This is a genomic window from Arthrobacter sp. BK1 (assembly GCF_056680055.1).
The window spans coordinates 710,945-733,460 of sequence record NZ_CM155263.1 but is presented as its reverse complement, the minus strand read 5'-3'; the positions used below and the strand labels follow the sequence as shown (position 1 = coordinate 733,460).

Below are 22,516 nucleotides of genomic sequence, written 5' to 3'. Positions count from 1 at the left end.
AGTGACCTTCCCCGTTCCCGCCACGCCGTCACCCGCCGCTGCCGATTCGTCGCGGACCGATACCGCGCCGGCCGACACGCAGCCCAAGCCCCTCTTCGGTACCGTGCTCGTTGCCAACCGTGGCGAAATCGCCTGCCGCGTGATCCGCTCCCTGCGCTCGCTCGGCATCCGTTCCGTGGCGGTCTACAGCGACGCCGACGCCGGTGCCAGGCATGTGCGCGAGGCGGATGTGGCCGTCCGGATCGGGCCCGCCGCGGCAACCGGGAGCTACCTGAAGATCGCGGCCATCATCCAGGCCTGCCGGGACACCAAAGCCGAGGCAGTCCACCCGGGCTACGGCTTCCTCAGCGAGAACGTTGAGTTCGCCCGTGCGCTGGAACAGGCCGGCATTACCTTCATTGGCCCCGGCGTCGAGTCCCTGAACATCATGGGGGACAAGATCCGGTCCAAGAACCATGTGGCCGGTTACGGCGTTCCCGTGGTGCCCGGAATAGCCGAACCGGGTATGACCGACGCCGAGCTCATGGACGCCGCTGCCGGCGTCGGGTTCCCGCTGCTCATCAAGCCTTCCGCCGGTGGCGGCGGAAAGGGCATGCACATCGTCGAACGCCCCGAGGACCTCGAGGCCACGTTGGTAACCGCCCGCAGGGTGGCGGCGAGCGCCTTTGGCGACGACACCCTTTTCCTTGAACGCCTGGTGCGCACGCCGCGGCACATTGAGGTCCAGGTCCTGGCTGACAACCACGGCAACGTCATCCACCTGGGCGAGCGTGAATGCTCGCTGCAGCGCCGCCATCAGAAGGTCATCGAGGAAGCACCGTCGCCGTTGCTGGATTCATTGCACGACGGCGGAGCCACCCGTGCTCGGATCGGTGAGGCAGCCTGCCAGGCAGCGCGCAGTGTCCACTACAGCGGCGCCGGAACCGTGGAATTCCTTGTCTCCGACGAGGCGCCGGACGAGTTCTTCTTTATGGAAATGAATACCCGCCTCCAGGTGGAGCACCCGGTCACCGAAATGGTCACGGGTGTTGATCTTGTTCAATGGCAGGTGCGGATCGCCGCCGGCGAGGTCCTCACCGTCGCCCAGTCCGACGTCGTACTTCAGGGGCATGCGGTTGAAGCGCGTGTCTATGCGGAGATTCCGGAACGGAACTTCATGCCCTCCACCGGCATAATCCTGGCGCTGGACGAACTTCCCGGTCCCGCCCAGCGGCCCAGCGCCCCCGCCCGGGCCGAAGTGGCCGCGGGCCATGGCCGCGTACGTATCGATTCCTCGCTGCTCGAGGGGCTGGAGCTCTCGTCCAGCTACGACCCCATGATCTCCAAGGTCATCGCCTGGGGGACTGACCGCACCGCTTCCCTTGACACCCTGGACCAGGCGCTCGCCGGGTACACCGCCCTGGGGATCGACACCAACGTGGAATACCTGCGGCTGCTGATCAACGATCCTGATGTCCGCGCGGGTCATCTCGACACCGGGCTCATCGAACGGAAGATGCCGGGGTTCGCCTTCCGCCGCATCGCCGACGCCGAGCTGGTGGCTGCTGCCCTGTACGCGCTCACGCAGGAGGACCAGGACAAGACACCGGCCCCGTCCGGACCGTGGCGGAACAGCACAGGCTGGCGGCTTGGCGCCCCGGCGCCCCGGCGGATCAGCCTCGGAACGCCCGACGGCGGCGTCTCAACGGTGCGGGTATCCGGAGGCCGCATTCCGGACGGGCCCGTCCTCGTCACCGTGGACAACGGCCCTGAACGCCGGGCCTCACTGGAGTTCAGCTCACGCAGGCACGCCGTGCTGGTCCTCGATGGGCAGGAAACGCGATATTCCCTCGCGCCGGTCTACCGGGGTCCGGTAACCCCCACGTGGGACAACCCCACCCCCGCCTGGCCCACGGAACTGTTCCTGGGCAATGAGGGCTGGTCCTGCCGGCTGGAACTGCTGACGAGGGAGACGCGGCTTGCCAGGGTCCTGGCTGCCATCCACCGCGAGGAAGGCGCCGCGGACCCGGAGGTCCGCTCGCCCATGCCGGGCACGGTGGTGTCCGTTGCCGTCACCGACGGCGACACTGTCACGGCCGGCCAGCTGCTCCTCTCCGTGGAGGCCATGAAGATGGAACACCAGCTGGCAGCCGAAGTGGCCGGCACCGTCCACATCAGCGCCAAGGCCGGCGACCTCGTCAGGCTCGACCAGGTCCTCGCCACCATCCACCCGATAACTCACGACCCAATCAAGGGAGCCTAGCCATGGCAGATTTCGAACTCAGCGAGGAATACCAGGACCTCAGCAACACTGTCCGCGAATTCGCCGACGAAGTGGTGGCGCCGGTTTCCGCTAAACACGACGAGGAGCACAGCTTCCCCTACGAAGTCGTCAAGCAGATGGCGGACATGGGGCTCTTCGGCCTCCCCTTCCCGGAAGAGTTCGGCGGCATGGGCGGTGACTATTTTGCCCTGGCGCTCGCCCTCGAACAGCTGGGCAGGGTGGACCAGTCCGTGGCCATCACCCTGGAAGCCGGTGTATCGCTGGGCGCCATGCCGATCTACCGGTTTGGCTCGGATGCCCAGAAGGAGGAGTGGCTGCCGATGCTGGCCTCCGGCCAGGCGCTCGCAGGCTTCGGCCTCACAGAGCCGGAGGCCGGCTCGGACGCCGGCGGCACCAAAACACATGCCCGGCGCGAGACTGTCGGTGACAGGACGGAGTGGGTCATCAACGGCAACAAGGAGTTCATCACCAACTCCGGCACCGACATCACCCGCCTGGTCACGGTCACCGCGGTGACAGGCCAGGAAGAGCGCCCGGACGGCAGCCTGAAGAAGGAGATCTCAACGATCCTGGTACCTACCGGCACGCCGGGCTTCAAGGCCGAGAAGGCCTATAACAAGGTGGGCTGGAACGCCTCGGACACCCACCCGCTGACGCTGAAGGATGTCCGCGTGCCGGAGGAGAACCTGCTCGGCGAGGAGGGACGGGGTTACGCCAACTTCCTCTCGATCCTGGACGAAGGCCGGATTGCCATCGCCGCCCTGGCCACCGGTGCCGCCCAGGGCTGCGTGGACCTGTCGGTGAAATACGCCAAGGAGCGCAGCGCCTTCGGGCAGAACATCGGCAAGCACCAGGCCATCGCTTTCAAGATTGCCCGTATGCAGGCACGCGCGCACACCTCCCGCCTCGCCTACTACGATGCCGCCGCCAGGATGCTGGCCGGCAAGCCGTTCAAGACGCAGGCGGCCATCGCTAAGATGGTCGCAGGCGAGGCGGCCATGGACAACGCGCGGGATGCCACCCAGGTATTCGGCGGCTATGGCTTCATCAACGAATTCACAGTGGCACGGCATTACCGCGACTCTAAGATCCTCGAAGTGGGAGAGGGCACCACGGAGGTCCAGCTGATGCTGATCGCCCGCGAACTCGGACTGTAGGACCTCGACACTGTTGCCGGCCTGAAAGGATCACTGATGATTAACAAGGTTGTTGCCAGCGCCGAGGAAGCCATTGCGGACATCCCCGACGGCGCGTCGCTCGCGGTGGGAGGGTTCGGCCTGTGCGGCATACCTGTCGCCCTGATCGACGCCCTGCACCGGCACGGCACCAAGGACCTCGAAACCGTCAGCAACAACTGCGGCGTGGACGACTGGGGGCTCGGCGTCCTGCTTCGGGACGGCCGGATCCGGCGGACCATCAGCTCCTACGTCGGCGAGAACAAGGAGTTCGCCCGGCAGTACCTGTCCGGAGAGCTCGAGGTGGTGCTGACCCCGCAGGGAACACTCGCCGAGAAGCTCCGCGCCGGCGGCGCCGGGATCCCGGCCTTCTACACCAAAGCGGGCGTGGGCACCCAGGTGTCCGAAGGCGGGCTGCCCCAGAAATACGACGCCGACGGCGGCATTGCCATCGCCTCAGCGGCGAAGGAGGTGCGGCCCTTCAACGGCGTCGACTACGTACTCGAAGAGTCGCTGACTCCCGATTTCGGCTTGGTCCACGCCTGGAAGGGCGACCGCCACGGCAACCTGGTCTTCCACGCAACGGCCATGAACTTCAATCCGCTGTGCGCGATGGCCGGGCGGATCACCATCGCCGAGGTCGAGGAACTCGTTGAGCCGGGGGAGCTGGACCCGGAGCATGTCCACACACCGGGCATCTTCGTCCAGCGGGTCGTGGTGGTCCCTGCCGGCGGGAAACGGATTGAAAAGCGGACAGTGGCGCTCACGGCGGCCGCCGGATCCGCCAAGGCATCAGCACAGGCATCCGAACAGGCAGGAGCGTAGCCATGGAGTCCACCAGCCCGCAGGGGGCCCCGCCCCGCCCGGAAGCCGTCCGTCCTGAGTACCGGCGCGCCGCCGTCGGCCATCCCGAAGGCATCAACCCCGAGACCAAAGGCTGGACCCGCAACGAACTGGCCGCCCGGGTGGCCAAGGAGCTCAGCAACGGCCAATATGTCAACCTGGGGATCGGCATGCCAACCCTCATTCCCAACTACATCCCGGCGGGCGTTGAAGTGGTGCTCCACTCCGAGAACGGGATCCTCGGCGTCGGGCCCTACCCGGAAGAGGACCAGGTGGACCCCGACCTCATCAACGCCGGGAAGGAGACCGTCACCGTCAATAAAGGCGCGGCCTTCTTCGATTCCGCGTCCTCCTTCGGCATGATCCGCGGCGGGCACGTGGACGTGGCGGTGCTTGGCGCCATGGAAGTAGCGGCCAACGGGGACCTGGCCAACTGGATGATCCCCGGCAAGATGGTCAAGGGCATGGGCGGCGCCATGGACCTGGTCTTCGGCGCCAAGAAGGTGATCGTGATGATGGAACATGTGGACCGCAACGGCAAGCCCAAGATCGTGGAGCAGTGTTCCCTTCCGCTGACCGGAAAGGCCTGCGTGGACCGGATCATCACCGACCTCGCCGTTATCGACGTGGTGCGCGAGGGGGGATCTTCCCGGTTGGTGCTCCGCGAACTGGCGCCGAACGTGTCCGTGGAGGACGTGGCGGCCGCCACCGGTGCCGAGCTTTTTGAGGAAGACCAGGAACTCACCGTATGAGCGGCAGCCAGCGCATCATCGAACAACGCGGCCTCTACTTCGAGGAGCTTGAGGAGGACGTGCTCTACGCCCACCGGCCCGGACGCACGGTGACGGAAACGGACAACGTCCTCTTCACCACCCTCACCATGAACACCCAGCCGCTGCACCTGGACGCCGCCTGGAGCGCCGGCCAGCCTTTCGGCCAGAGGCTGGTTAACTCCCTGTTCACGCTGTCCACCATGGTGGGGCAGTCGGTCACCCAACTCACCCAAGGCACCATCATCGCCCAGCTGGGCCTTACCGATGTTTCCTTCCCGCACCCCCTCTACCACGGCGACACGCTCTATACCGAGACCCTGATTACGCAGAAGCGCCTTTCTGCGTCCCGCCCGGGCCAGGGACTGGTCACCATGGGGCACACCGGCCGGAACCAGGACGGCACCGTGGTGGCACTGGCCACACGGACCTGCCTGATGTGGACCCAACAGGCACATTCCGGGGAGCAAACCGGGGGCCAACAGGGGACAATGGCTGTATGACGTTTGTGATGGGACCTGCCCTGCTGTTCTGCCCTGCCGACCGTCCCGAGCGGTTCCAGAAAGCTTCTGAACGGGCGGACGCCGTTATTCTGGACCTCGAAGATGCGGTGGCACCTGCGGACAAGCAGCGGGCCCGCGGCGCGATCCTTGCACAGCTTGGGGCCGTTGGCGAGGGGCCGGAACTTGATCCCAGCCGCACCATCATCAGGATCAATCCTGCGGGCACGGATGAGTTCGAGAAGGACCTCCATTGCCTGGCCCACACGCCCTACAAGACCGTGATGCTGGCCAAAGCCGAGAGTGCCGGGCAGCTGGAAGCGCTCAGGGACTACAACGTCATTGCCCTGTGCGAGACCGCCGCCGGGATCCTCAATGCGCCCGCCATCGCTGCCGTCCCCAACGTGGTGGGCCTGATGTGGGGGGCCGAGGACCTCCTGGCGTCCCTGGGCGGTACGTCCAGCAGGAAGGACGACGGCGTTTACCGCGCTGTTGCTTTGCACGCCCGGTCCGCCGTCCTGATCGCCGCCCGTGCGTTCGGAAAGGCAGCCGTGGACGCGGTCTACGTCAACATCCCTGACCTTGAGGGGCTGGCCGCCGAAGCCGCAGACGCCGTTGCCTCCGGGTTCGGCTCCAAGGCCTGCATCCACCCCACCCAGGCGGCGGTGGTCCGGGGTGCCTACGCTCCGTCGGAGGCCGACGTCGCGGCCGCCACCGAGTTGCTCAAGGCGGCTGCCTCGGCGGGTTCGGGCGTGTTCGCGTTCAACGGGAAGATGATTGACGGCCCCATCCTCAAGCACGCCGAGGCAACCATCCGCAGGGCCGGGATCCACAGCTAGCGCGCAGGCCGGCGCCCCGGCGTCCGCCGGAGCGACAACGGCGGGATTGCCTCATGCAGCTGCGTCCTGACCCACCGCTCGCCGGTCCTCCGGAACTCTGCCCGGGTGGCGAAACGGTACAGGTAGCTGCGGGCACGCACCCAGTGCGGCGGTTCGCCGTCGAACGGGTCAGTCCGCAGGAGCCGCAGGATCCGTGGATCCGCCTCAAGCAGTTTGGCGAGGAAGGCATAGAACCACTCCTCGTGGACCGTGCGGAGCGGCAGGAACCACATCAGCCAGTCCAGCCGAAGGTGGTATGGCGCCCACTGGCGGGGGAGCCGGCGCACATCCCCTGGCTTGCCCTTGAACCCGTACTCGCGCCAGTCGGCGGACTCGTCCGGCTCCCCGTCCAGGGTGCCTGCCACCACGATCTCTATCCGCTGTTTGGTCACCGTGCCGAACGCACCGTACGTGTTGACCAGCTGCCAGCGGTTGAAGCTCGCGTTCATCAGCTGTTGCCTGGACAGGAGGTTGCGCAGCGGCCAGTAGCTCAGGACCACCAGCAGCAGCGTCGCCAGCAGGGTGATCGCGAGCCAGTACGGGGGATTCCCGCGGCTGCCTTCGAGCGGATGCCAGTCCAACGGCAGGAAGGGCAGCACCGCATGCGCTGCCTGATCGCTTACCGCGGAGAATGCCAACACAATCGCTATCCAATTCAGCCAGGCAAAGTTGCCGCTGGCCACCAGCCACAGCTGGGTGAAGATGATGATGCCTGCGGCCACGCTCGCCACGGGCTGCGGGGCGAACAGGAAAAAGGGCACCACCAGCTGCGCGAAGTGGTTGCCCAGGACTTCGAGCCGGTGGAAAGGTTTGGGCAGCAGGTGCGCATGCCGGCTGAGCGGACCGGGCATCGGCTGGGTCTCGTGGTGGTAGTAAAGGGCAGTCAGGTCACGCCATTCCCTGCCGCCGCGGATCTTGATCATCCCGGCACCGAACTCCAGCCGGAACACCAGCCACGCCACCAGGATCAGGATGGTCCGGGGCGGTTCTGTCTGGTCCGAGCCAAGGAACGCCACGGTAAAGCCGGCCTCCAGCAGCAGCATCTCCCAGCCGAAACCATAGAAGGTCTGGCCCACGTTCACGATCGACATGTACAGCAGCCACAAGGACAGGAAACCTATGAGGGGAACCCACGGCGGCCCCAGCTGGGGGACACCGGCTACCAGGAGGGCGGAAATGGCGAGCCCGGCGACGCAGACCGCCCGCAGCAGCCGGTCCGAATACCGCCACCGGAAAAGGGTGGGCCGGCGCCGGGCGCTGAAACTCTCCAGGTAATCAGGGACGGGCAGCAGGCCGCGCTCACCCAGGAGCGCCGGGAACTGGTTCAGGGTGGACAGGAACGCAACAAAGTACAACGCCGCCACGCCCCGTTGCAGCACCTGCCGGGCGAATCCGTACTCCGGAGCATCGAACCAGGCAACCCAGTCCACGCAATCCACGTTACGCCCGCCGGTCCTGCGGCTCCAGTTCCCGTTCTGGAACCGACCATACGTGCCGTGCGGGATACTTAACCCATGCAGCCACGCAGAATCGTCATCCTTGGATCCACCGGTTCCATCGGCACCCAGGCGATAGACGTCGTCGACGGCGCCCCACACCTTTTCGAGGTCGTGGCACTGAGCGCAGGCGGCGGTAACCTCGAGCTTCTGGCCCGCCAGGCCGTCCACACCGAAGTGCCCGTGGTGGGAATCGCCGCGGGGGATCCGCGGCGGCTTCAGACCCTGATCGCCGAGGCTGCACGGAGCGCGGGACGGCACGGCTACCGGCCCGAAATCATTTCCGGCCCGGACGCCTCAGCCCGGATCGCAGCGGTGGACGCCGATGTGGTCCTGAACGGCATCACCGGTTCCATCGGACTCGCCCCCACGCTGGCGGCACTGAAGTCGGGTGCAACGCTGGCCCTGGCCAACAAGGAATCACTGATTGTGGGCGGCGAGCTGGTCAAGGCCGCAGCGCGGGAGGGCCAGATCGTTCCGGTTGACTCGGAGCACTCGGCCATAGCGCAGTGCCTGCGGTCCGGTTCAGCGGAAGAGGTGGACAAACTCATCCTGACCGCATCGGGAGGGCCCTTCCGCGGCAGGACGCGGGAACAGCTCTACGACGTGTCCCCGAAAGAGGCTTTGGCGCATCCCACCTGGGACATGGGGCTGATGGTCACCACGAACTCGGCCACGCTGGTCAACAAGGGCCTGGAGCTCATCGAAGCCCATCTGCTGTTCGACGTACCCCTGGACCGGATCGAGGTAGTGGTCCACCCGCAGTCCGTGGTCCATTCCATGGTCCAGTTCGTTGACGGGTCAGTGATCGCCCAGGCCTCCCCGCCGGATATGCGCCTGCCCATCGCCCTCGGCATGGGCTGGCCGGACAGGGTCCCCCAGGCCGCAGCTGCGTGCGACTGGACCAAGGCAACCAGTTGGACGTTTGAACCCCTGGACTCCGTGGCCTTCCCGGCGGTGAACCTGGCCAAGGACGCTGCCAAGCAGGGGAGCACCTTCCCGGCCGTCTTCAACGCCGCGAACGAGGAAGCGGTCACGGCGTTCCATGCCGGGCGCATCCGGTTTACCGGGATCGTTGACACGATCGATGCTGTCCTCAGCGAACATTCAGGATCTTCCGGGCTGACACTGGAGTCGGTACTGGATGCTGAAAAATGGGCACGAGCGCGCGCCCACGAACGTTTAGCAGTCAGCAGTCTCTAGGAAGCAGCAGATCCACGCATGAGTCCCGTCATCCTTTTTATCCTCGGCGTCGTCTTCGTGGCGATCGGCATAGCCGTGTCCATCGCGCTCCACGAAGTGGGGCACCTCGTGCCCGCCAAGCTTTTCAAGGTGCGCGTCACCAAGTACATGATCGGTTTCGGCCCCACCCTTTGGTCCCGGCGGAAGGGTGAGACCGAATACGGAGTGAAGGCCATTCCGTTGGGCGGCTACGTGTCCATGATCGGCATGTACCCGCCGAACAAGGACGACGGTTCGGTCCGGCCCTCCAGCACCGGCATGTTCCAGACCCTGGCCACCGAAGCCCGGTCCATGGCCCATGAGGAGGTAGGCCCGGAGGACGGCAACCGCGTGTTCTACCGGCTGCCCGTGTGGAAGAAGATCATCGTTATGCTGGGCGGGCCCGCCATGAACCTGCTGATCGGCGTGGTGCTGACGGCGGTCCTGCTGATGGGGTTTGGCGTGGCCACGGCCACCACCACCATCTCCGATGTCTCCAAGTGCCAGGTGGCCGCAGGCGAGACGGTCGATCCGGACTCGCCCGATTGCCGGCTGACGCCGGCCGCCGCGGCCGGACTCCTGCCCAACGACGTAGTGACCGCCTTTGACGGGAAAGCAGTCACCGGCTGGGACCAGTTGACCGAATGGATCCGCGCCTCCGCCGGCCGGGAAGTCAGCATCACCGTGCAACGCGACGGCGCCCCCGTGACCACCACGGTGACACCGGTGCTGTCCGCACGGCCCGTGGTGGGCGTGGACGGCCGGCAGGCCAAGGACGACGCCGGCACCCTCCTGTACCAGGACGTCGGTTTCCTGGGCATCGGCGCGAAGACAGAACTGGTTGCCCAGCCGGCGTCGTCCGTCCTGCCCATGGCGGGCGAAAACATCAGGCAGGTAGCCGGCGTCGTGTTCAACCTGCCGGCGCGCGTGGTCGGTGTTGCCAAGGCGGCGTTCAGCGAGGAAGAGCGCGATCCCAACGGCCCCATCAGCGTGGTCGGCGTGGGCCGTGTGGCCGGCGAAGTGGCGGCCATGGAAGAGGTGCCGCTGCAGTCCCGGCTGGGCGCCCTGGTGGGTTTGCTGGCCGGGCTGAACTTTGCGCTCGCGGTCTTTAACCTCATCCCGCTGCTCCCGCTCGACGGCGGCCATGTGGCCGGTGCGCTTTATGAGGGGGCACGGCGGCGTGTGGCCAAGCTGTTCGGGAAGCCGGATCCGGGCGCGTTCGATATCGCCAAACTACTCCCCGTGACGTACGTCGTGGCGGCTTTGCTGATGGGCATGAGTGCGCTGCTGATCTACGCAGACATCGTGAAGCCAGTGAACCTGTTCGGTTAGGCGGCTGCGGGGGAGCGCAGGCGAGTCTTATGGCCCTATTGGCGTGATTGCCGCCGAAAATACGATCAGATATGGGCACGTCGAATTCCCGGATGATCGGCCGCTGGATCCAGGCAGGATTGTGGGCGCTCCCTGTCTCCTGGCTGCTGACCGCATGGTCCAGCCTGGACCCACAGCCGGACCAGGCGCAGGACCCGGAAGCCTGGGCACGCTTTGTCAGCACCGATTCCTACCAGGTCAGTCATCTGATCGGCGGCACCGGAGGCACCATCCTGGCCCTCTTCGGCGTCTTCGCCCTGGGCTGTTTCCTGGCCACCAGCCGGGCCGCGGGCCTGGCACTGGCCGGGCTCGTCCTTGCTGCCGCCGGTAATGCTTTGCTGCTGGTCCCGGCCGTGATTTCCACCTTCGCCACCCCCCGCCATCGCAAAGGCCTACCTGGCCGGAAACCGGGACGTGATGCAGCTGGAATTCCCTGACGCCCTGACCTGGGCGTTCCTGCTGGGGCTCCTGCTTGCGGTCATCGGCAGCCTGGTCCTGGGGCTCGCGGTCTGGCGATCCAACGTGCTGCCGCGCTGGGCCGGGGCCCTGTGGGCTGCCGGCACAGTGCTGTTCTATGGTCTGGGTGCAGTCCTGGGACGGGCGACTACCGGCAGCAGCCTGCCAACCCAGTCTGTGGGGGCGCTGGTCCTGGCCGTCGCGGGCGGGTGGATCGCCTGGAGCGCAGCCCGGCAGATCGCTGCGACCTCCCAACTCACGGCGACGGGTTCGGTCTGATGTCCGGCAAGTTCTTTACCGGGTGATAGTTTGAAGTCAGCCTTTTTCGGCTGATTTTAAATAATCAGCTATTTTTGATTGATTATTGCGGATCAGCTGCGTACGGTTATCCCATGTACGTTCTGACCATTGACCAGCGCGGCAGCACCCATGACATCGACAGGGTCCCTGGGTTCATCACTGCCCTGCGCAGCCTGACCTCCGCCCCGTTTGAGCGGTCCGTAGGCGATGAGCTCCAGGGCGTGGTGGAACATTCCGCCGAGGTGGTGGAGGTCGCGTTACATGCACTCCGGAGCGGTTACTGGTATGTGGGTATCGGTATTGGAACTGTGCAGCTGACGCCGGGCGGCAGCCCGCGGGAAGGATACGGTAGCGGGTTTGTGGCGGCGCGGAAGGCAGTCGAGCTGGCAAAGAGCGCGGCCAGCCAGGTTCCATTGTCAGTGGTGTCCGGCAACATGGGCCGTGGACGGGGAACCTCTCCCTCAGCCGGGGAAGGATCCATGGCCAGTGCACATGCCCAGGCGGTGCTTCGCCTGATCGGACGCGTGGTGCAGCAACGCACAGACGCCCAGTGGCGCGTAGTCGATCGGCTCCGCGCGCTCCAAAGCGCGGACGGACGGCACGGCAGCCAGAAACAGGTGGCCCTTGACCTGGGAATAACTGAGCAATCGGTGAGCCGTGCCGTGGCCCGCTCGGGCTGGCCGGAAGAATGGGCAGCCAGGCCGGCTGCAGCCATGCTCCTGGACTACGCTCAAACCCACATTGAAGGAGACCGGTGAACGCACTCTGGATCACCATTGCCCTGGTTGTGGCGGGATTCGTGGGGTGGCCCGTGACCTCCCTCGTATTCCGTCTCGCCAGGACCATCGATGACAAGGCTGACGCCGCCACGAGAACGGATCCGGACCCGGCAGCCCAGGATCCTTCAGCCGATGTCACGGTGGACACCCTCCCGGCCCCCCGGTCCGGCGGCGGTTCGGATGCAGGAGCGGGGCAGAGGGTGGACGGCGAGCTGACCACGGGGGCCAGCCAGCCGGCGTCGGACGATCCGAACCCGGTACCACCGGTCCCGGCCCAGCGGATCCTCCGGGGCGGTGCGATCATCGGGGTCCTCGAACGCCTTGGCGTCTGCCTGGCCATCCTCACCGGACAGCCCGTGGCGATTGCCTACATCGTGGCCATCAAGGGACTGGGCAGGTTTGCCGAGCTGAAGGAGACCCCGGTGGCGGCGGAACGGTTCATCATCGGAACACTTACGTCGATGCTCTGGGCTGCGGGAACAGCAGCCATCGTCAAGGTTTCCCTTCTGGGCTGAGTGCCCGCCATGGACATCAGGATCGGCGACGGGCCGCCCCTGGGGATAGGGTGTCCTTATGACTGTTTTAGCCGTTGAGTACGTTTACGCCGCCGATTCCTCCGCCGTCCGTGATGAGCACCGCCCCGCGCACCGCGCCTGGCTGGCCGGCCTCGCGGAAGACGGCCGGCTGTTGACCAGCGGGCCCTACGGTGACGGCGCCGGCGCCCTCCTGATCTTCAAGGTCCAGGACGAAGCCGCGCTGAATGAACTCCTGAAGCAGGACCCGTTCGCCGCCGCGGGAACCATCGCCGGCATCCGCAGCACTGAATGGACTCCCGTGATCGGCATCCTCGCCGCTCACGCGTCCTGATTCCTTCGGACCACTTTCACCCCCGAACACACCTACCCAAGGAGTCCACGTGACCTCGGTCAGCCTGGGAATGCCGTCAGCACCGCCGCCCGTCCTCGCCCCCCGCCGCAAGACGCGCCAGATCAAAGTGGGCTCGGTCGGAGTCGGCTCGGACTCGCCCATCAGCGTGCAGTCCATGACCACCACGCCCACCACGGACATCAACGCCACCCTCCAGCAGATTGCGGAACTCACCGCCTCCGGCTGCGACATCGTGCGCGTTGCCTGCCCGTCTGCCGATGATGCCGAGGCGCTGCCGATCATCGCCCGGAAATCCCAGATCCCCGTCATCGCCGATATCCACTTCCAGCCCAAGTACGTGTTCGCGGCCATCGAGGCCGGCTGCGCGGCAGTGCGCGTGAACCCGGGCAACATCCGCAAGTTCGATGACCAGGTCAAGGAGATCGCCCGCGCGGCGAAGGACCACGGCACCTCGATCCGGATCGGTATCAACGCAGGGTCGCTGGAGCCGGGCATCCTCAAGAAATACGGCAAGGCCACCCCGGAAGCGCTGGTGGAATCCGCCGTGTGGGAAGCATCCCTGTTCGAGGAACACGGCTTCAACGACTTCAAGATTTCGGTCAAGCACAATGACCCCGTCATCATGGTGGCCGCCTACGAAATGCTCGCCGAACAGGGCGACTGGCCGCTGCACCTGGGTGTGACCGAGGCCGGGCCGGCGTTCCAGGGCACCATCAAGTCCGCCACCGCCTTCGGGGCGCTTCTCTCGCGGGGCATCGGCGATACCATCCGCGTCTCGCTGTCAGCCCCGCCGGTGGAGGAAATCAAGGTGGGCAACCAGATTCTCCAGTCGCTGAACCTGCGCCCCCGCAAGCTCGAAATCGTATCCTGTCCCTCCTGCGGCCGCGCCCAGGTGGACGTCTACACGCTGGCAGAGCAGGTCACCGCCGGCCTGGAGGGCATGGAGATCCCGCTGCGCGTTGCCGTCATGGGCTGTGTGGTCAACGGGCCAGGGGAAGCCCGCGAAGCTGATCTTGGCGTGGCGTCCGGTAATGGCAAAGGCCAGATATTTGTGAAGGGCGAAGTCATCAAGACCGTGCCTGAAAGCGAGATTGTTGAGACACTGATCGAAGAGGCCATGCGCATAGCTGAAGAAATGGGGGAGGCCGATGGCGAAGATGCTGTCAAGGGTAGCCCCGTGGTTAGCGTCTCATAAGCCGGGCACCGCAGAAGCGGGGATTGCAGTCCGCGCCCTGTCCGGCGCTGACACCCCTGCCCTCCGGTACCTCGCGCAACAGGACCCGGTGGCCAATGTCTTCATTCTGGCCCACCTCAGGTCCGTAGGCACGGCGGCGCCCACCAGCGGCGGGGCTGCCGTCCTGGGCGTCTTCGACGACGGCATCCTCGTGGGTGCCTGCTGGACCGGAGCCAACCTGGTTCCGGTGGAGCTCGATCCCGGCTTCGCAGGCCTCGTCGCAGCCGCGGCGAGCAGTTCCGGACGCCGCTTCGCCTCGGCATTCGGGCCCGCCGAGCAGGTCCTTGCACTCCATGCCGAGCTTGCAGGGCTCGGGCACACGGCCCACGAAGTGCGGGACGAGCAGCCGCTCATGACCCTTGACCACCCGCCCGCAGTGGAACCCAATACGGACCTCGCCCTGGGCCGGCTTGCCGACTTCGACAGGATCCTCCCGGCCTGCGCGGCCATGTTCGAGGAAGAGGTGGGCTACTCGCCCTTCCTTGGCGGCAAGGAGTTCTACAGCCGCCGCGTTGAAGGCCTCATACGGCAGGGCCACTCATTGGCACACATCAACAGCACAGGCGAAGTGGTCTTCAAGGCCGAGCTGGGCGCAGTCACGGCGGACGTCACACAGATCCAGGGCGTCTGGATGAACCCGGGCTACCGCGGCCAGGGGCTGAGCGCCGGCTACATGGCAGCAGTGGTGGAGCACGCAAGGAAGCTCGCTCCGGTGACCAGCCTGTACGTGAACGGGTTCAACCTCCGGGCACGGTCCACCTACGAGCGTGTTGGCTTCCGCCAGGTGGGCACCTTCGCGACTGTTCTCTTCTAGCGCACTTGCAGCCACGGCGTCCGGTCAACCGCGTCAGCCACTGATGGTGCCGCCTCCAACTTCACATGGAAAAACCCTTGTCAACGTGTCAGCTATCACATAAGTTCGGATTAGCTGCGCTGGAGTGGGTGGGCGGTCTCACCAGTCCTCACCAGTTATCAACGGCGTAAACGGCAAGAAGAGCCACGCCCGGCCGCAATGACCAGCCCGATTTGGGGGCCAGGGGCTTTGCAGCCCGGGCGTGGCTCTTCGCCGTCCCGGTCCAGGGACATCCCCCCGGAAACGTTGCCCCTCCCTGTCCCGCGGGCATCGGCGTTGCTTGCCGGTAGATTAGTACCCAGACGAATTGCCCGGCTCTGCTTTCCAGCAGCCATTCCCCAGAAACGGATACCCGCCCGTGGTCACAAGACTGTCCCAGCTTTTCCTGCGCACCCTGCGCGAAGATCCCGTCGACGCCGAGGTGGCCAGCCACCGGCTCCTGGTGCGGGCCGGCTACATCCGGCGCGCAGCGCCCGGCATCTACACCTGGCTGCCGCTGGGGCTCAGCGTGCTCCGCAAGGTCGAAGCCGTCATCCGCGAGGAAATGGCAGCCATCGGCGCCCAGGAAGTCCACTTCCCGGCGTTGCTGCCGCGCGAGCCCTATGAGGCCACCAACCGGTGGACCGAGTATGGCGAGGGCCTGTTCCGGCTCCAGGACCGCAAGGGTGCCGACTACCTGCTGGCCCCGACCCACGAGGAAATGTTCACGCTCCTGGTCAAGGACCTGTACTCCTCCTACAAGGACCTGCCCCTGAGCCTCTACCAGATCCAGAACAAGTACCGCGACGAGGCGCGCCCCCGGGCAGGCCTGCTGCGCGGACGCGAGTTCATCATGAAGGATTCTTACTCCTTCGACGTGGACGACGCCGGCCTGGACGCCAGCTACGCAGCACACCGCGCCGCCTACATCCGCATCTTTGACCGCTTGGGCCTGGAAGTGATTCCCGTCGCCGCTACGGCCGGCGCCATGGGGGGTTCCAAGAGCGAGGAATTCCTTCACCCCACCGAGGTCGGCGAGGACACCTTCGTAAGGTCCGCGGGCGGTTACGCAGCGAACGTCGAGGCCGTCACCACGGTGGTCCCGGCAGACATCGACTTCACCGCTGCCCCTGCTGCGGAGGTCCTGGACACCCCGGACACCCCCACCATTGAGACTCTTGTGGCGGCAGCAAATGAGATCGCTCCCCGGTCAGAGGCCGACGGCGGTGCCTGGACCGGCGCCGACACCCTCAAGAACGTGGTCCTCGCCGTCACCCTGCCCACTGGTGAACGCCAACTGGTTGTCATCGGCCTGCCGGGCGACCGCGGAGTGGACCTGAAGCGCGTGGAAGCCAACATCGGGCGCTACCTGCCCATCGCCGGCGAGATCGGGCTGGAAGCAGCCAACGACGACGACCTCAAGAAGCAGCCCCTGATCGTCAAGGGTTACCTGGGCCCGGGTCTGTCACTGGCTGAACCGCTCCTCGGCAATGAGAGCGCCACCAAGCTGCTGTACCTGGTCGATCCCCGCGTTGTCAGCGGCACGGCATGGGTCACCGGCGCCAACGAGGCCGGCAAGCACGTGTTCGGCCTCGTGGCCGGCCGCGACTTCGGCTGGGACGGCGTCATCGAATGCACCGATGTCCGCGAGGGCGATCCCGCCCCGGACGGCTCGGGACCGCTGGAAATCGCGCGCGGCATCGAGATGGGCCACATCTTCCAGCTCGGCCGCAAGTACGCCGAGGCGCTGGAGCTGAAGGTCCTTGACCAGAACGGCAAACAGGTCGTGGTCACCATGGGCTCCTACGGTGTGGGCGTTACCCGGGCCGTGGCCGCCCTGGCAGAGTCGAACCACGACGACAAGGGCCTTGTCTGGCCCCGCGCCGTCGCGCCGGCCGATGTCCACGTCGTGGCGGTCGGCCGCGGCGAGGAGATCTTTGCCGCCGCCGAGAAGCTCGCAATGGATCTTGAAGCCGCGGGCCTGGACGTCATCTACGATGACCGTCCCAAGGTTTCCCCGGGTGTGAAGTTCGGCGATGCTGAACTGGTGGGGGTCCCCACCATCCTGGCCGTTGGCAGGGGCCTGGTGGACGGTGTGGTGGAGATCAAGGACCGCCGCAGCGGCGAAGCGGAAAATGTGCCTGTGGACAAGGCTGTTGACTACGTGGTCACCGCCGTCCGCGGCTGACCCGCGGCGGTGATCTCGGGGTTCGAGTCCATCCAGCTCACCACGATCATCCTGATTGTGGTGGCTGGATTTGCCGCCGGCTGGGTGGACGCCGTGGTGGGCGGCGGCGGGCTGATCCAGCTTCCCGCCCTGCTGCTGGTGCCTGGAATCACGCCGGTCCAGGCGCTGGCCACCAACAAGATGGGGTCCATTTTCGGGACCACCACCAGCGCCGTGACCTACTACGGACGGGTGAAGCCGGACCTCCGCACAGCCATCCCCATGGCGGTCATAGCCCTGGCCGGCAGCTTCGGCGGGGCGGTGCTGGCAGCCACCTTGCCGGCCAGTGTCTTCAAACCGATCATCGTTGTCGCGCTGGTCGCCGTCGCACTCTTTACCGCCCTCAAACCGAACGTCGGTGACCTCACCGTGCTGCGCCACGATGGTCGCACACATTACGTCGTGGCGTGCCTGATCGGGGCGGTGATCGGTTTCTATGACGGCCTCATCGGCCCGGGTACCGGCTCCTTCCTCATCATCGCGCTTGTCTCGACCATGGGTTACGCCTTCCTGGAGGCCAGCGCCAAGGCCAAGATCGTGAACATGGCAACCAACGCCGGGGCGCTGCTGTTCTTCCTGCCGCACGGTTCGCTGCTGTGGGGTGTGGGCCTGATGCTTGGCCTCGCCAACATGGCCGGCGGGTACCTGGGGGCGCGGACGGCCGTCAAGCAGGGAAGCAGCTTCGTCCGGGTCGTCTTCCTGCTGGTGGTGGGCTCACTGATCATCAAACTGGGCTTCGACGTCTGGGCCGAAAACTTCGCCTGACCCGTCACGGCCAGAGCCCCTCGCAGGCCGCTGCCGCCGGGCGTACCATGCTGGTATGTCCGCAGGTGGGGAACCCTATTCGGAGGCACTGTCCGTAGCGGCGGCCCGGGCCAAAGAGTGGCTGGCGAGCTTGCCGGACCGGCACGTAGGACCCCTGAAAAACGCCCACGACCTCGCAGCGGACTTCGGCGGACCCCTCCCCGAACATGGCATGCCGGCCGCGGCCGTGGTGGAGTACCTTGCGGACCGGGCCGAGCCCGGCCTGATGGCCATGCCCGCCGGCCGGTTCTTCGGCTGGGTGATCGGGGGGACGTTGCCGGCAGCCCTGGCCGCGGACTGGCTGGTCGGCGCCTGGGACCAGAACTCCTGCCTGCGCTATGCCACTCCCGCGGCGGCCGCTATTGAACAGGGGGCCGGGGAATGGCTGTTGGATCTGCTGGGGCTCCCGGCCGGGTCAGACGTCGGCTTTACCACCGGGGCCACCATGGCGAACTTCACCGGACTGGCGGCCGCGCGCTGGCGGCTGCTGGCCGACGCCGGGTGGAACCTGGACCGGGACGGGCTCGCGGGCGCCCCTCGGATCAAATGCTTCGTAGGCCAGGAGCGCCACGACACCATCGATATGGGGCTTCGCTACCTCGGCCTCGGCAGCCCCACCCTGGTCCCCACAGATGACCAGGGACGGCTGCTGGCCGACAGGCTGGACACCATGCTCTCGGAAGGATCGGGGCCCGCCATCGTCTGCCTGCAGGCCGGAAACCTGCACTCCGGAGCCTTCGACCCCTTTGAGGACGCCATCCGGATCGCCCGTCGCCACAGTGCCTGGGTTCACGTGGACGGTGCCTTCGGACTCTGGGCGGCTGCCGTCTCCGAACTCACCGGGCTGACTGCGGGCATGGCGCTGGCTGATTCGTGGGGGACAGACGCCCACAAGACGCTGAACGTCCCCTACGACTGCGGTATTGCCATCGTCAGGGACACCGGGGCGCTCCGCGGCGCGATGGGACTCGCCACGACGAGCTACATGGTCCACGATGCCGAAGGACCGGGGGACCCGTTCCAGAAAGTGCCGGAGCTGTCGCGCCGGGGACGCGGCATCCCTGTCTGGGCTGCCCTCCGTTCCCTCGGCCGTAAAGGTGTGGCCGCCCAGGTCCGCGGCCTGGCCGACGCCGCTGCCCGGATCAGCCGCCGGCTTGCGGAAGTGGATGGCATCGAGGTGCTCAACGAGGTGGACTACACGCAGGTTTCCCTCGCCTTCGGAGACGACGCCATCACACGCGCCGTAGCGGCGCGGTTGATCGAGGACGGCAAAGTCTGGATGTCCGGCTCGCACTGGCAGGGCCGGGACGTCCTGCGCGTCTCTGTCAGTAACTGGAGCACTGACGCGGACGACGTCGATAGCGCGGTTGAAGCGGTCAGCTCAGCTTTCGCAGCGGTGAAGTCAGCGGGCAACTGACTGACGTCCAAGGGCTGCACGTCCAGGGCCTGCGCCCGCCATGCAGGACGCCACCTCAGCCGGGGGACTGCCCCGGTTCAGGCAGGTCATGGGCGCCGGGCAGCCCTTCGAGGGTCCGCCCGGCCAGGGTGCTGGCAACCCACAAGGACCGGGCCAGGTCCCCCTGATGGCGGGGCAGTGAGGCGTACTGCAGGGCGTTCTCCACTTCGCGGGCGATGGCCCACTGGCGGGCCGCTTCGGCGTCGAGGCCCGCAGCGGAGCTGAAATCCGTGCAACGCTGCCTCAACCCTGCGGCCGGATCAGCGCGGGAAAGGTCGCCCAGGCGGTTCCACAGGAGTGGTGCCACAGCGAACTCGGCTTCGCCGACCATCGGCTGCGGATCGATGGCCGCAAAGCCCCCTTGCAACCGGGCAAGGATATTCAGGAAATGGAAATCCGTGTGGACCAGGACGTCGTGTCCGGAACGGCGACCGACGGCACCCCGGGTCTGGCAGACTTCCAAGGCCGCCTCGAGGAGCCAGCGCGGGAAGGGCCGGCCCTGCTGTTCCCACTCCGCGGGCAGGTCATCGCTCCACTGTTCCGCGAGGGCCGCGACGTGGTTGAACTCCTGCCATTGCGGCCTGGTGTCCGGCACCAGGCTCAACTGCCGCACGAGGCCGCCCCATATCCCCGCAGCCTCATCCAGCGGTACACCCTGCAGCGAACAGCCCCCATCGAGACGCTCCAGGAGCATGGCGCACGTTCCGGCGTCGGACTCCAATAATCGGACGGCGCCGTATCCTCCCCACAGCGCGAGCGCGTGCCGTTCAACCCGGGCTTCGTCGTGGGGGAAGGCAATCTTCAGTGCGGCAGGGGTGCCGTCCGTCCTGAGGACCGGGACCACCACGCCGCCGTGCCCGTGCCAGGGCAACGTGCCGGGTGCCAGGTCAACCGCCAACTCCCAGTGCTCCAGCCGCCCCTGGACCAGGTCAGGAAGCGAGGCAAGCCAGGCCCGTCCGGCGCTGCTGTGGCCGTAGCGCACGCTAAGGGCCGAAGGGATGGGCACCACTGTCCGCAGGCTCACATCACACCGCTCGCCCCGAGCAGGTTTCCGATGGAGAACGTCGCGATGAGGGCCAGCGCGCCACCCACCACCACCCGCACCGCGGCACGCAGCTTCGAGCCTCCGCCGATCCAGGCGCCCAGCGCCCCGGTGGCCGCGAGTGCCACGAGGACGGCGGCAAACGTCAGGGGAACCCTGATCTCCGCAGGGGGAAGGAGGATAGCCAGCATGGGCAGGACGGCGCCGATCAGGAAGGCGACGGCCGAGGCAAAGGCGGCGTGCCAGGGGCTGACGATGTCCGTCTCGTCGATGTTCAGTTCAGCGGACAGGTGGGCGCCCAGCGCATCGTGCTCGGTCAGTTCCCGGGCCACCGTGAGGGCAGTGTCCACGCTGAGGCCCTTGGCCTGGTAGATCGCAGCCAGTTCGGCGAGCTCCTCCTCAGGCTCCTCGAGCAGTTCGCGCCGTTCCTTTTCGATCAGCGCTTCCTGGCTGTCCTTCTGGCTGCTGACAGAGACGTATTCGCCCAGTGCCATGGAGATGGCACCGCCCACCACGCCCGCGGCCCCGGCCACCAGGATCGGACCCGGTTGGTTGGTCACCCCGGCAACACCGACCACGATGGCGGCCACCGAGACAATCCCGTCGTTGGCACCCAGCACACCGGCCCGCAGCCAATTAAGCCGGACCGCGATGTCGTTGTGGTGCGGCTCATCCTCATGAAGCGATGGTGCCGGTACGTTGTCCATTCCTACAGCAAATCATCAGTGCGCATGAAGGGCCAGCATTCCGTGGCCAGCTGCGTTTTCAGGTCTGCGAGGGCCCGGGGTGCAGATCATCGACGGTCGCTTCCGCGAGCGGCGGCAGCTCTGCCTCCGCCAGCACCAGGCCCGGCACCGGGCTGAGGGGGCCGCCCCAGTGAAGTGTCCTGCGTGCGGCGGCCTCCAGGGCCGAGAGTGCCCAGACCCTGACGGGTCCCTCGCCCAGGGCCACCAGATCGCCATAGGCCGGGAGGGTGGCCGCCTCCAACGTGCCGAGCGTGGTGGCCGGAGCCGCCAGGAAGGCTTCACTGAGGGCATAGCCGGCCGGCTGGGGAGCCGCGGCCGTGCAACTGGACCGGATCATTGCTTCGGCGTCGTCATGGAGCTCCTGGTGCTGTGCCAGGAAACCGGCCGCCGGGGCGGCGGATGCGGCGTCCAGCCGGGTCAGCGCGGCCTGATACGCGTAGACGAGTTCCAACTCCGCCGCCCCAGCTGCTGCCAATGCGGAACCGGGGGTGGGGCTGGCTCCTGTGGGCTCTGCCGGGCAGCTGGCCGCCGCCGATGCTGTGGGGCCGGCCAGGGACTCCCGGGCCGTGGGGGAGGGTGGAGGGCTGCCCAGGGACTCCCGGGCCGCAGGGGAGTCGGAGGTGCCGGGAGGCTCCGGGTCGGCAAGGGCGGGCAACGGCGCACCGGCGGCTTCCGCCACATCCTCAGCTGCCAGGAGCTGGGCGGTACCGGCCCCTGCCAGAAGGCGGGCCATCCCGCCGTCGGCCGTTTCTGCGTCCTTCAGCCGCCGGGCAGCACTGGTTTGGAGGGCTGCCGAGAACTCCGCAGCCGAGGCCGGGGAACCCGGCCCGGGGAACCCTGAAGCAGCAGGATCCCCTGCCAGTGCCAGAGCCCGGGCGTGGACAGTCAGCAAAGTCACAGCGCTCCCCAGGGACGACGCCTGCGGCCCTGCCGGTGCATCTCCCGCCGCACGTGCAAGGGCGAGGCCGGCGGACCTCAGGGAGAGTGCGTCCGAGTACGCTGATGCCCTTGCCTGCTCGGAAAAGGGCGGCGTTGGGGGAGCGGGAGGCTCGCGGGGGATCAGGACGAATCCCACGCTCAGGACAAGGAGGGCTGCCAGCGCGAAAACCGCATACCGGAAATAGCGTCCGCGGTGGCGGTTTTCCTGCGTGTCGTCGTTCACAACAGACCATGTTGTCACGCCCACCGGCAATCCCGGTGCACCACTGCCGCCGGAAAATCGCTAGTCTAGTAGT

22 protein-coding genes are annotated in these 22,516 nt (G+C 66.7%); 18 read left to right on the top strand and 4 right to left on the bottom strand.

The annotated features are described in order from the left end of the window. The first annotated feature begins 1 nt into the window (after position 1). The 6 genes from AC1MCA_RS03290 to AC1MCA_RS03265 are packed head-to-tail and all read left to right on the top strand — an operon-like array spanning position 2 to position 6,390. The gene (locus tag AC1MCA_RS03290; RefSeq protein ID WP_479801178.1) at positions 2-2,242 is read left to right on the top strand and encodes an acetyl/propionyl/methylcrotonyl-CoA carboxylase subunit alpha; all 2,241 of its coding nucleotides are present in this window, start codon (positions 2-4) and stop codon (positions 2,240-2,242) included. Positions 2,243-2,244: 2 nt separating this feature from the next. Beyond that, positions 2,245-3,420 (top strand): acyl-CoA dehydrogenase family protein, encoded by a 1,176-nt coding sequence (locus AC1MCA_RS03285; protein ID WP_479801177.1) that lies wholly within the window; start codon positions 2,245-2,247, stop codon positions 3,418-3,420. A gap of 36 nt (positions 3,421-3,456) precedes the next feature. Further along, positions 3,457-4,263 carry a CoA transferase subunit A gene (locus AC1MCA_RS03280; RefSeq protein WP_479801176.1) on the top strand — a complete coding sequence of 269 codons (807 nt, stop codon included), beginning with the start codon at positions 3,457-3,459 and terminating at the stop codon, positions 4,261-4,263. 2 nt (positions 4,264-4,265) lie between these two features. Next, complete coding sequence (locus tag AC1MCA_RS03275) at positions 4,266-5,033, top strand: CoA transferase subunit B (RefSeq protein ID WP_479801175.1); 768 nt, start codon at positions 4,266-4,268, stop codon at positions 5,031-5,033. Then, positions 5,030-5,554, top strand: coding sequence for a MaoC family dehydratase (locus AC1MCA_RS03270; RefSeq protein ID WP_479801174.1), 525 nt, complete (start codon positions 5,030-5,032; stop codon positions 5,552-5,554). Before AC1MCA_RS03275 ends, AC1MCA_RS03270 begins: the two co-directional genes overlap by 4 nt. Continuing rightward, entirely contained in the window at positions 5,551-6,390 is an 840-nt protein-coding gene (locus AC1MCA_RS03265; protein ID WP_479801173.1) for an HpcH/HpaI aldolase/citrate lyase family protein, read from the top strand. Before AC1MCA_RS03270 ends, AC1MCA_RS03265 begins: the two co-directional genes overlap by 4 nt. On the opposite strand, the gene AC1MCA_RS03260 is transcribed toward AC1MCA_RS03265, so the two are convergent. Then, positions 6,387-7,859: a lipase maturation factor family protein gene (locus AC1MCA_RS03260; RefSeq protein ID WP_479801172.1), complete on the bottom strand. Its 1,473-nt coding sequence runs from the start codon at positions 7,857-7,859 to the stop codon at positions 6,387-6,389. The genes AC1MCA_RS03265 and AC1MCA_RS03260 overlap by 4 nt on opposite strands. Before the next feature lie 84 nt (positions 7,860-7,943). Between AC1MCA_RS03260 and dxr the strand changes: the two genes are divergently transcribed. The 12 genes from dxr (at position 7,944) to AC1MCA_RS03200 (ending at position 19,454) form a co-directional block, all read left to right on the top strand. After that, a complete protein-coding gene (gene dxr / locus AC1MCA_RS03255; protein WP_479801171.1) occupies positions 7,944-9,128 on the top strand; it encodes a 1-deoxy-D-xylulose-5-phosphate reductoisomerase in 1,185 nt (394 codons plus the stop codon). 18 nt (positions 9,129-9,146) lie between these two features. After that, positions 9,147-10,478 (top strand): M50 family metallopeptidase, encoded by a 1,332-nt coding sequence (locus AC1MCA_RS03250; protein WP_108600647.1) that lies wholly within the window; start codon positions 9,147-9,149, stop codon positions 10,476-10,478. A 71-nt stretch (positions 10,479-10,549) separates the two neighbouring features. Further along, positions 10,550-10,954, top strand: coding sequence for a hypothetical protein (locus AC1MCA_RS03245; protein WP_479801170.1), 405 nt, complete (start codon positions 10,550-10,552; stop codon positions 10,952-10,954). Further along, the gene (locus AC1MCA_RS03240) at positions 10,935-11,252 is read left to right on the top strand and encodes a DUF4386 family protein (protein ID WP_479803273.1); all 318 of its coding nucleotides are present in this window, start codon (positions 10,935-10,937) and stop codon (positions 11,250-11,252) included. The genes AC1MCA_RS03245 and AC1MCA_RS03240 overlap by 20 nt, the downstream gene beginning before the upstream one ends. A 113-nt stretch (positions 11,253-11,365) precedes the next feature. After that, complete coding sequence (locus AC1MCA_RS03235) at positions 11,366-12,031, top strand: MarR family transcriptional regulator (protein ID WP_479801169.1); 666 nt, start codon at positions 11,366-11,368, stop codon at positions 12,029-12,031. Next, positions 12,028-12,567 carry a hypothetical protein gene (locus AC1MCA_RS03230; protein WP_479801168.1) on the top strand — a complete coding sequence of 180 codons (540 nt, stop codon included), beginning with the start codon at positions 12,028-12,030 and terminating at the stop codon, positions 12,565-12,567. Before AC1MCA_RS03235 ends, AC1MCA_RS03230 begins: the two co-directional genes overlap by 4 nt. A 58-nt stretch (positions 12,568-12,625) precedes the next feature. Further along, complete coding sequence (locus AC1MCA_RS03225) at positions 12,626-12,919, top strand: YciI family protein (RefSeq protein ID WP_479801167.1); 294 nt, start codon at positions 12,626-12,628, stop codon at positions 12,917-12,919. Positions 12,920-12,968: 49 nt separating this feature from the next. Beyond that, complete coding sequence (gene ispG / locus AC1MCA_RS03220; RefSeq protein WP_108600185.1) at positions 12,969-14,135, top strand: flavodoxin-dependent (E)-4-hydroxy-3-methylbut-2-enyl-diphosphate synthase; 1,167 nt, start codon at positions 12,969-12,971, stop codon at positions 14,133-14,135. After that, entirely contained in the window at positions 14,098-14,988 is an 891-nt protein-coding gene (locus AC1MCA_RS03215) for a GNAT family N-acetyltransferase (RefSeq protein ID WP_479803272.1), read from the top strand. The genes ispG and AC1MCA_RS03215 overlap by 38 nt, the downstream gene beginning before the upstream one ends. Positions 14,989-15,385: 397 nt before the next feature. After that, positions 15,386-17,194 (top strand): proline--tRNA ligase, encoded by a 1,809-nt coding sequence (locus tag AC1MCA_RS03210; RefSeq protein ID WP_479801166.1) that lies wholly within the window; start codon positions 15,386-15,388, stop codon positions 17,192-17,194. 9 nt (positions 17,195-17,203) lie between these two features. Beyond that, the gene (locus AC1MCA_RS03205; RefSeq protein WP_479801165.1) at positions 17,204-17,998 is read left to right on the top strand and encodes a sulfite exporter TauE/SafE family protein; all 795 of its coding nucleotides are present in this window, start codon (positions 17,204-17,206) and stop codon (positions 17,996-17,998) included. 55 nt (positions 17,999-18,053) lie between these two features. Further along, positions 18,054-19,454 (top strand): pyridoxal phosphate-dependent decarboxylase family protein, encoded by a 1,401-nt coding sequence (locus tag AC1MCA_RS03200; protein WP_479801164.1) that lies wholly within the window; start codon positions 18,054-18,056, stop codon positions 19,452-19,454. Positions 19,455-19,509: 55 nt separating this feature from the next. Here AC1MCA_RS03200 and AC1MCA_RS03195 read toward each other — a convergent pair whose 3' ends face one another. The 3 genes from AC1MCA_RS03195 to AC1MCA_RS03185 are packed head-to-tail and all read right to left on the bottom strand — an operon-like array spanning position 19,510 to position 22,443. Next, complete coding sequence (locus tag AC1MCA_RS03195; RefSeq protein WP_479801163.1) at positions 19,510-20,502, bottom strand: aminoglycoside phosphotransferase family protein; 993 nt, start codon at positions 20,500-20,502, stop codon at positions 19,510-19,512. An 11-nt stretch (positions 20,503-20,513) separates the two neighbouring features. Next, positions 20,514-21,242 (bottom strand): VIT1/CCC1 transporter family protein, encoded by a 729-nt coding sequence (locus AC1MCA_RS03190; RefSeq protein WP_108599949.1) that lies wholly within the window; start codon positions 21,240-21,242, stop codon positions 20,514-20,516. A gap of 58 nt (positions 21,243-21,300) precedes the next feature. Beyond that, positions 21,301-22,443, bottom strand: a complete 1,143-nt coding sequence (locus AC1MCA_RS03185) for a DUF4439 domain-containing protein (protein ID WP_479801162.1) — start codon at positions 22,441-22,443, stop codon at positions 21,301-21,303. Positions 22,444-22,516 lie beyond the last annotated feature (73 nt).

Bases quoted from the DNA above. Each gene is read 5' to 3' on its own strand.
- AC1MCA_RS03270 (WP_479801174.1), top strand. From the start codon at position 5,030: ATGAGCGGCAGCCAGCGCATCATCGAACAACGCGGCCTCTACTTCGAG.
- AC1MCA_RS03280 (WP_479801176.1), top strand. From the start codon at position 3,457: ATGATTAACAAGGTTGTTGCCAGCGCCGAGGAAGCCATTGCGGACATC.
- AC1MCA_RS03250 (WP_108600647.1), top strand. From the start codon at position 9,147: ATGAGTCCCGTCATCCTTTTTATCCTCGGCGTCGTCTTCGTGGCGATC.
- dxr (WP_479801171.1), top strand. From the start codon at position 7,944: ATGCAGCCACGCAGAATCGTCATCCTTGGATCCACCGGTTCCATCGGC.
- AC1MCA_RS03225 (WP_479801167.1), top strand. From the start codon at position 12,626: ATGACTGTTTTAGCCGTTGAGTACGTTTACGCCGCCGATTCCTCCGCC.
- AC1MCA_RS03275 (WP_479801175.1), top strand. From the start codon at position 4,266: ATGGAGTCCACCAGCCCGCAGGGGGCCCCGCCCCGCCCGGAAGCCGTC.
- AC1MCA_RS03215 (WP_479803272.1), top strand. From the start codon at position 14,098: ATGCTGTCAAGGGTAGCCCCGTGGTTAGCGTCTCATAAGCCGGGCACC.
- AC1MCA_RS03190 (WP_108599949.1), bottom strand. From the start codon at position 21,242: ATGGACAACGTACCGGCACCATCGCTTCATGAGGATGAGCCGCACCAC.
- AC1MCA_RS03265 (WP_479801173.1), top strand. From the start codon at position 5,551: ATGACGTTTGTGATGGGACCTGCCCTGCTGTTCTGCCCTGCCGACCGT.
- AC1MCA_RS03240 (WP_479803273.1), top strand. From the start codon at position 10,935: ATGCAGCTGGAATTCCCTGACGCCCTGACCTGGGCGTTCCTGCTGGGG.
- AC1MCA_RS03285 (WP_479801177.1), top strand. From the start codon at position 2,245: ATGGCAGATTTCGAACTCAGCGAGGAATACCAGGACCTCAGCAACACT.
- AC1MCA_RS03245 (WP_479801170.1), top strand. From the start codon at position 10,550: ATGGGCACGTCGAATTCCCGGATGATCGGCCGCTGGATCCAGGCAGGA.
- AC1MCA_RS03235 (WP_479801169.1), top strand. From the start codon at position 11,366: ATGTACGTTCTGACCATTGACCAGCGCGGCAGCACCCATGACATCGAC.
- AC1MCA_RS03200 (WP_479801164.1), top strand. From the start codon at position 18,054: ATGTCCGCAGGTGGGGAACCCTATTCGGAGGCACTGTCCGTAGCGGCG.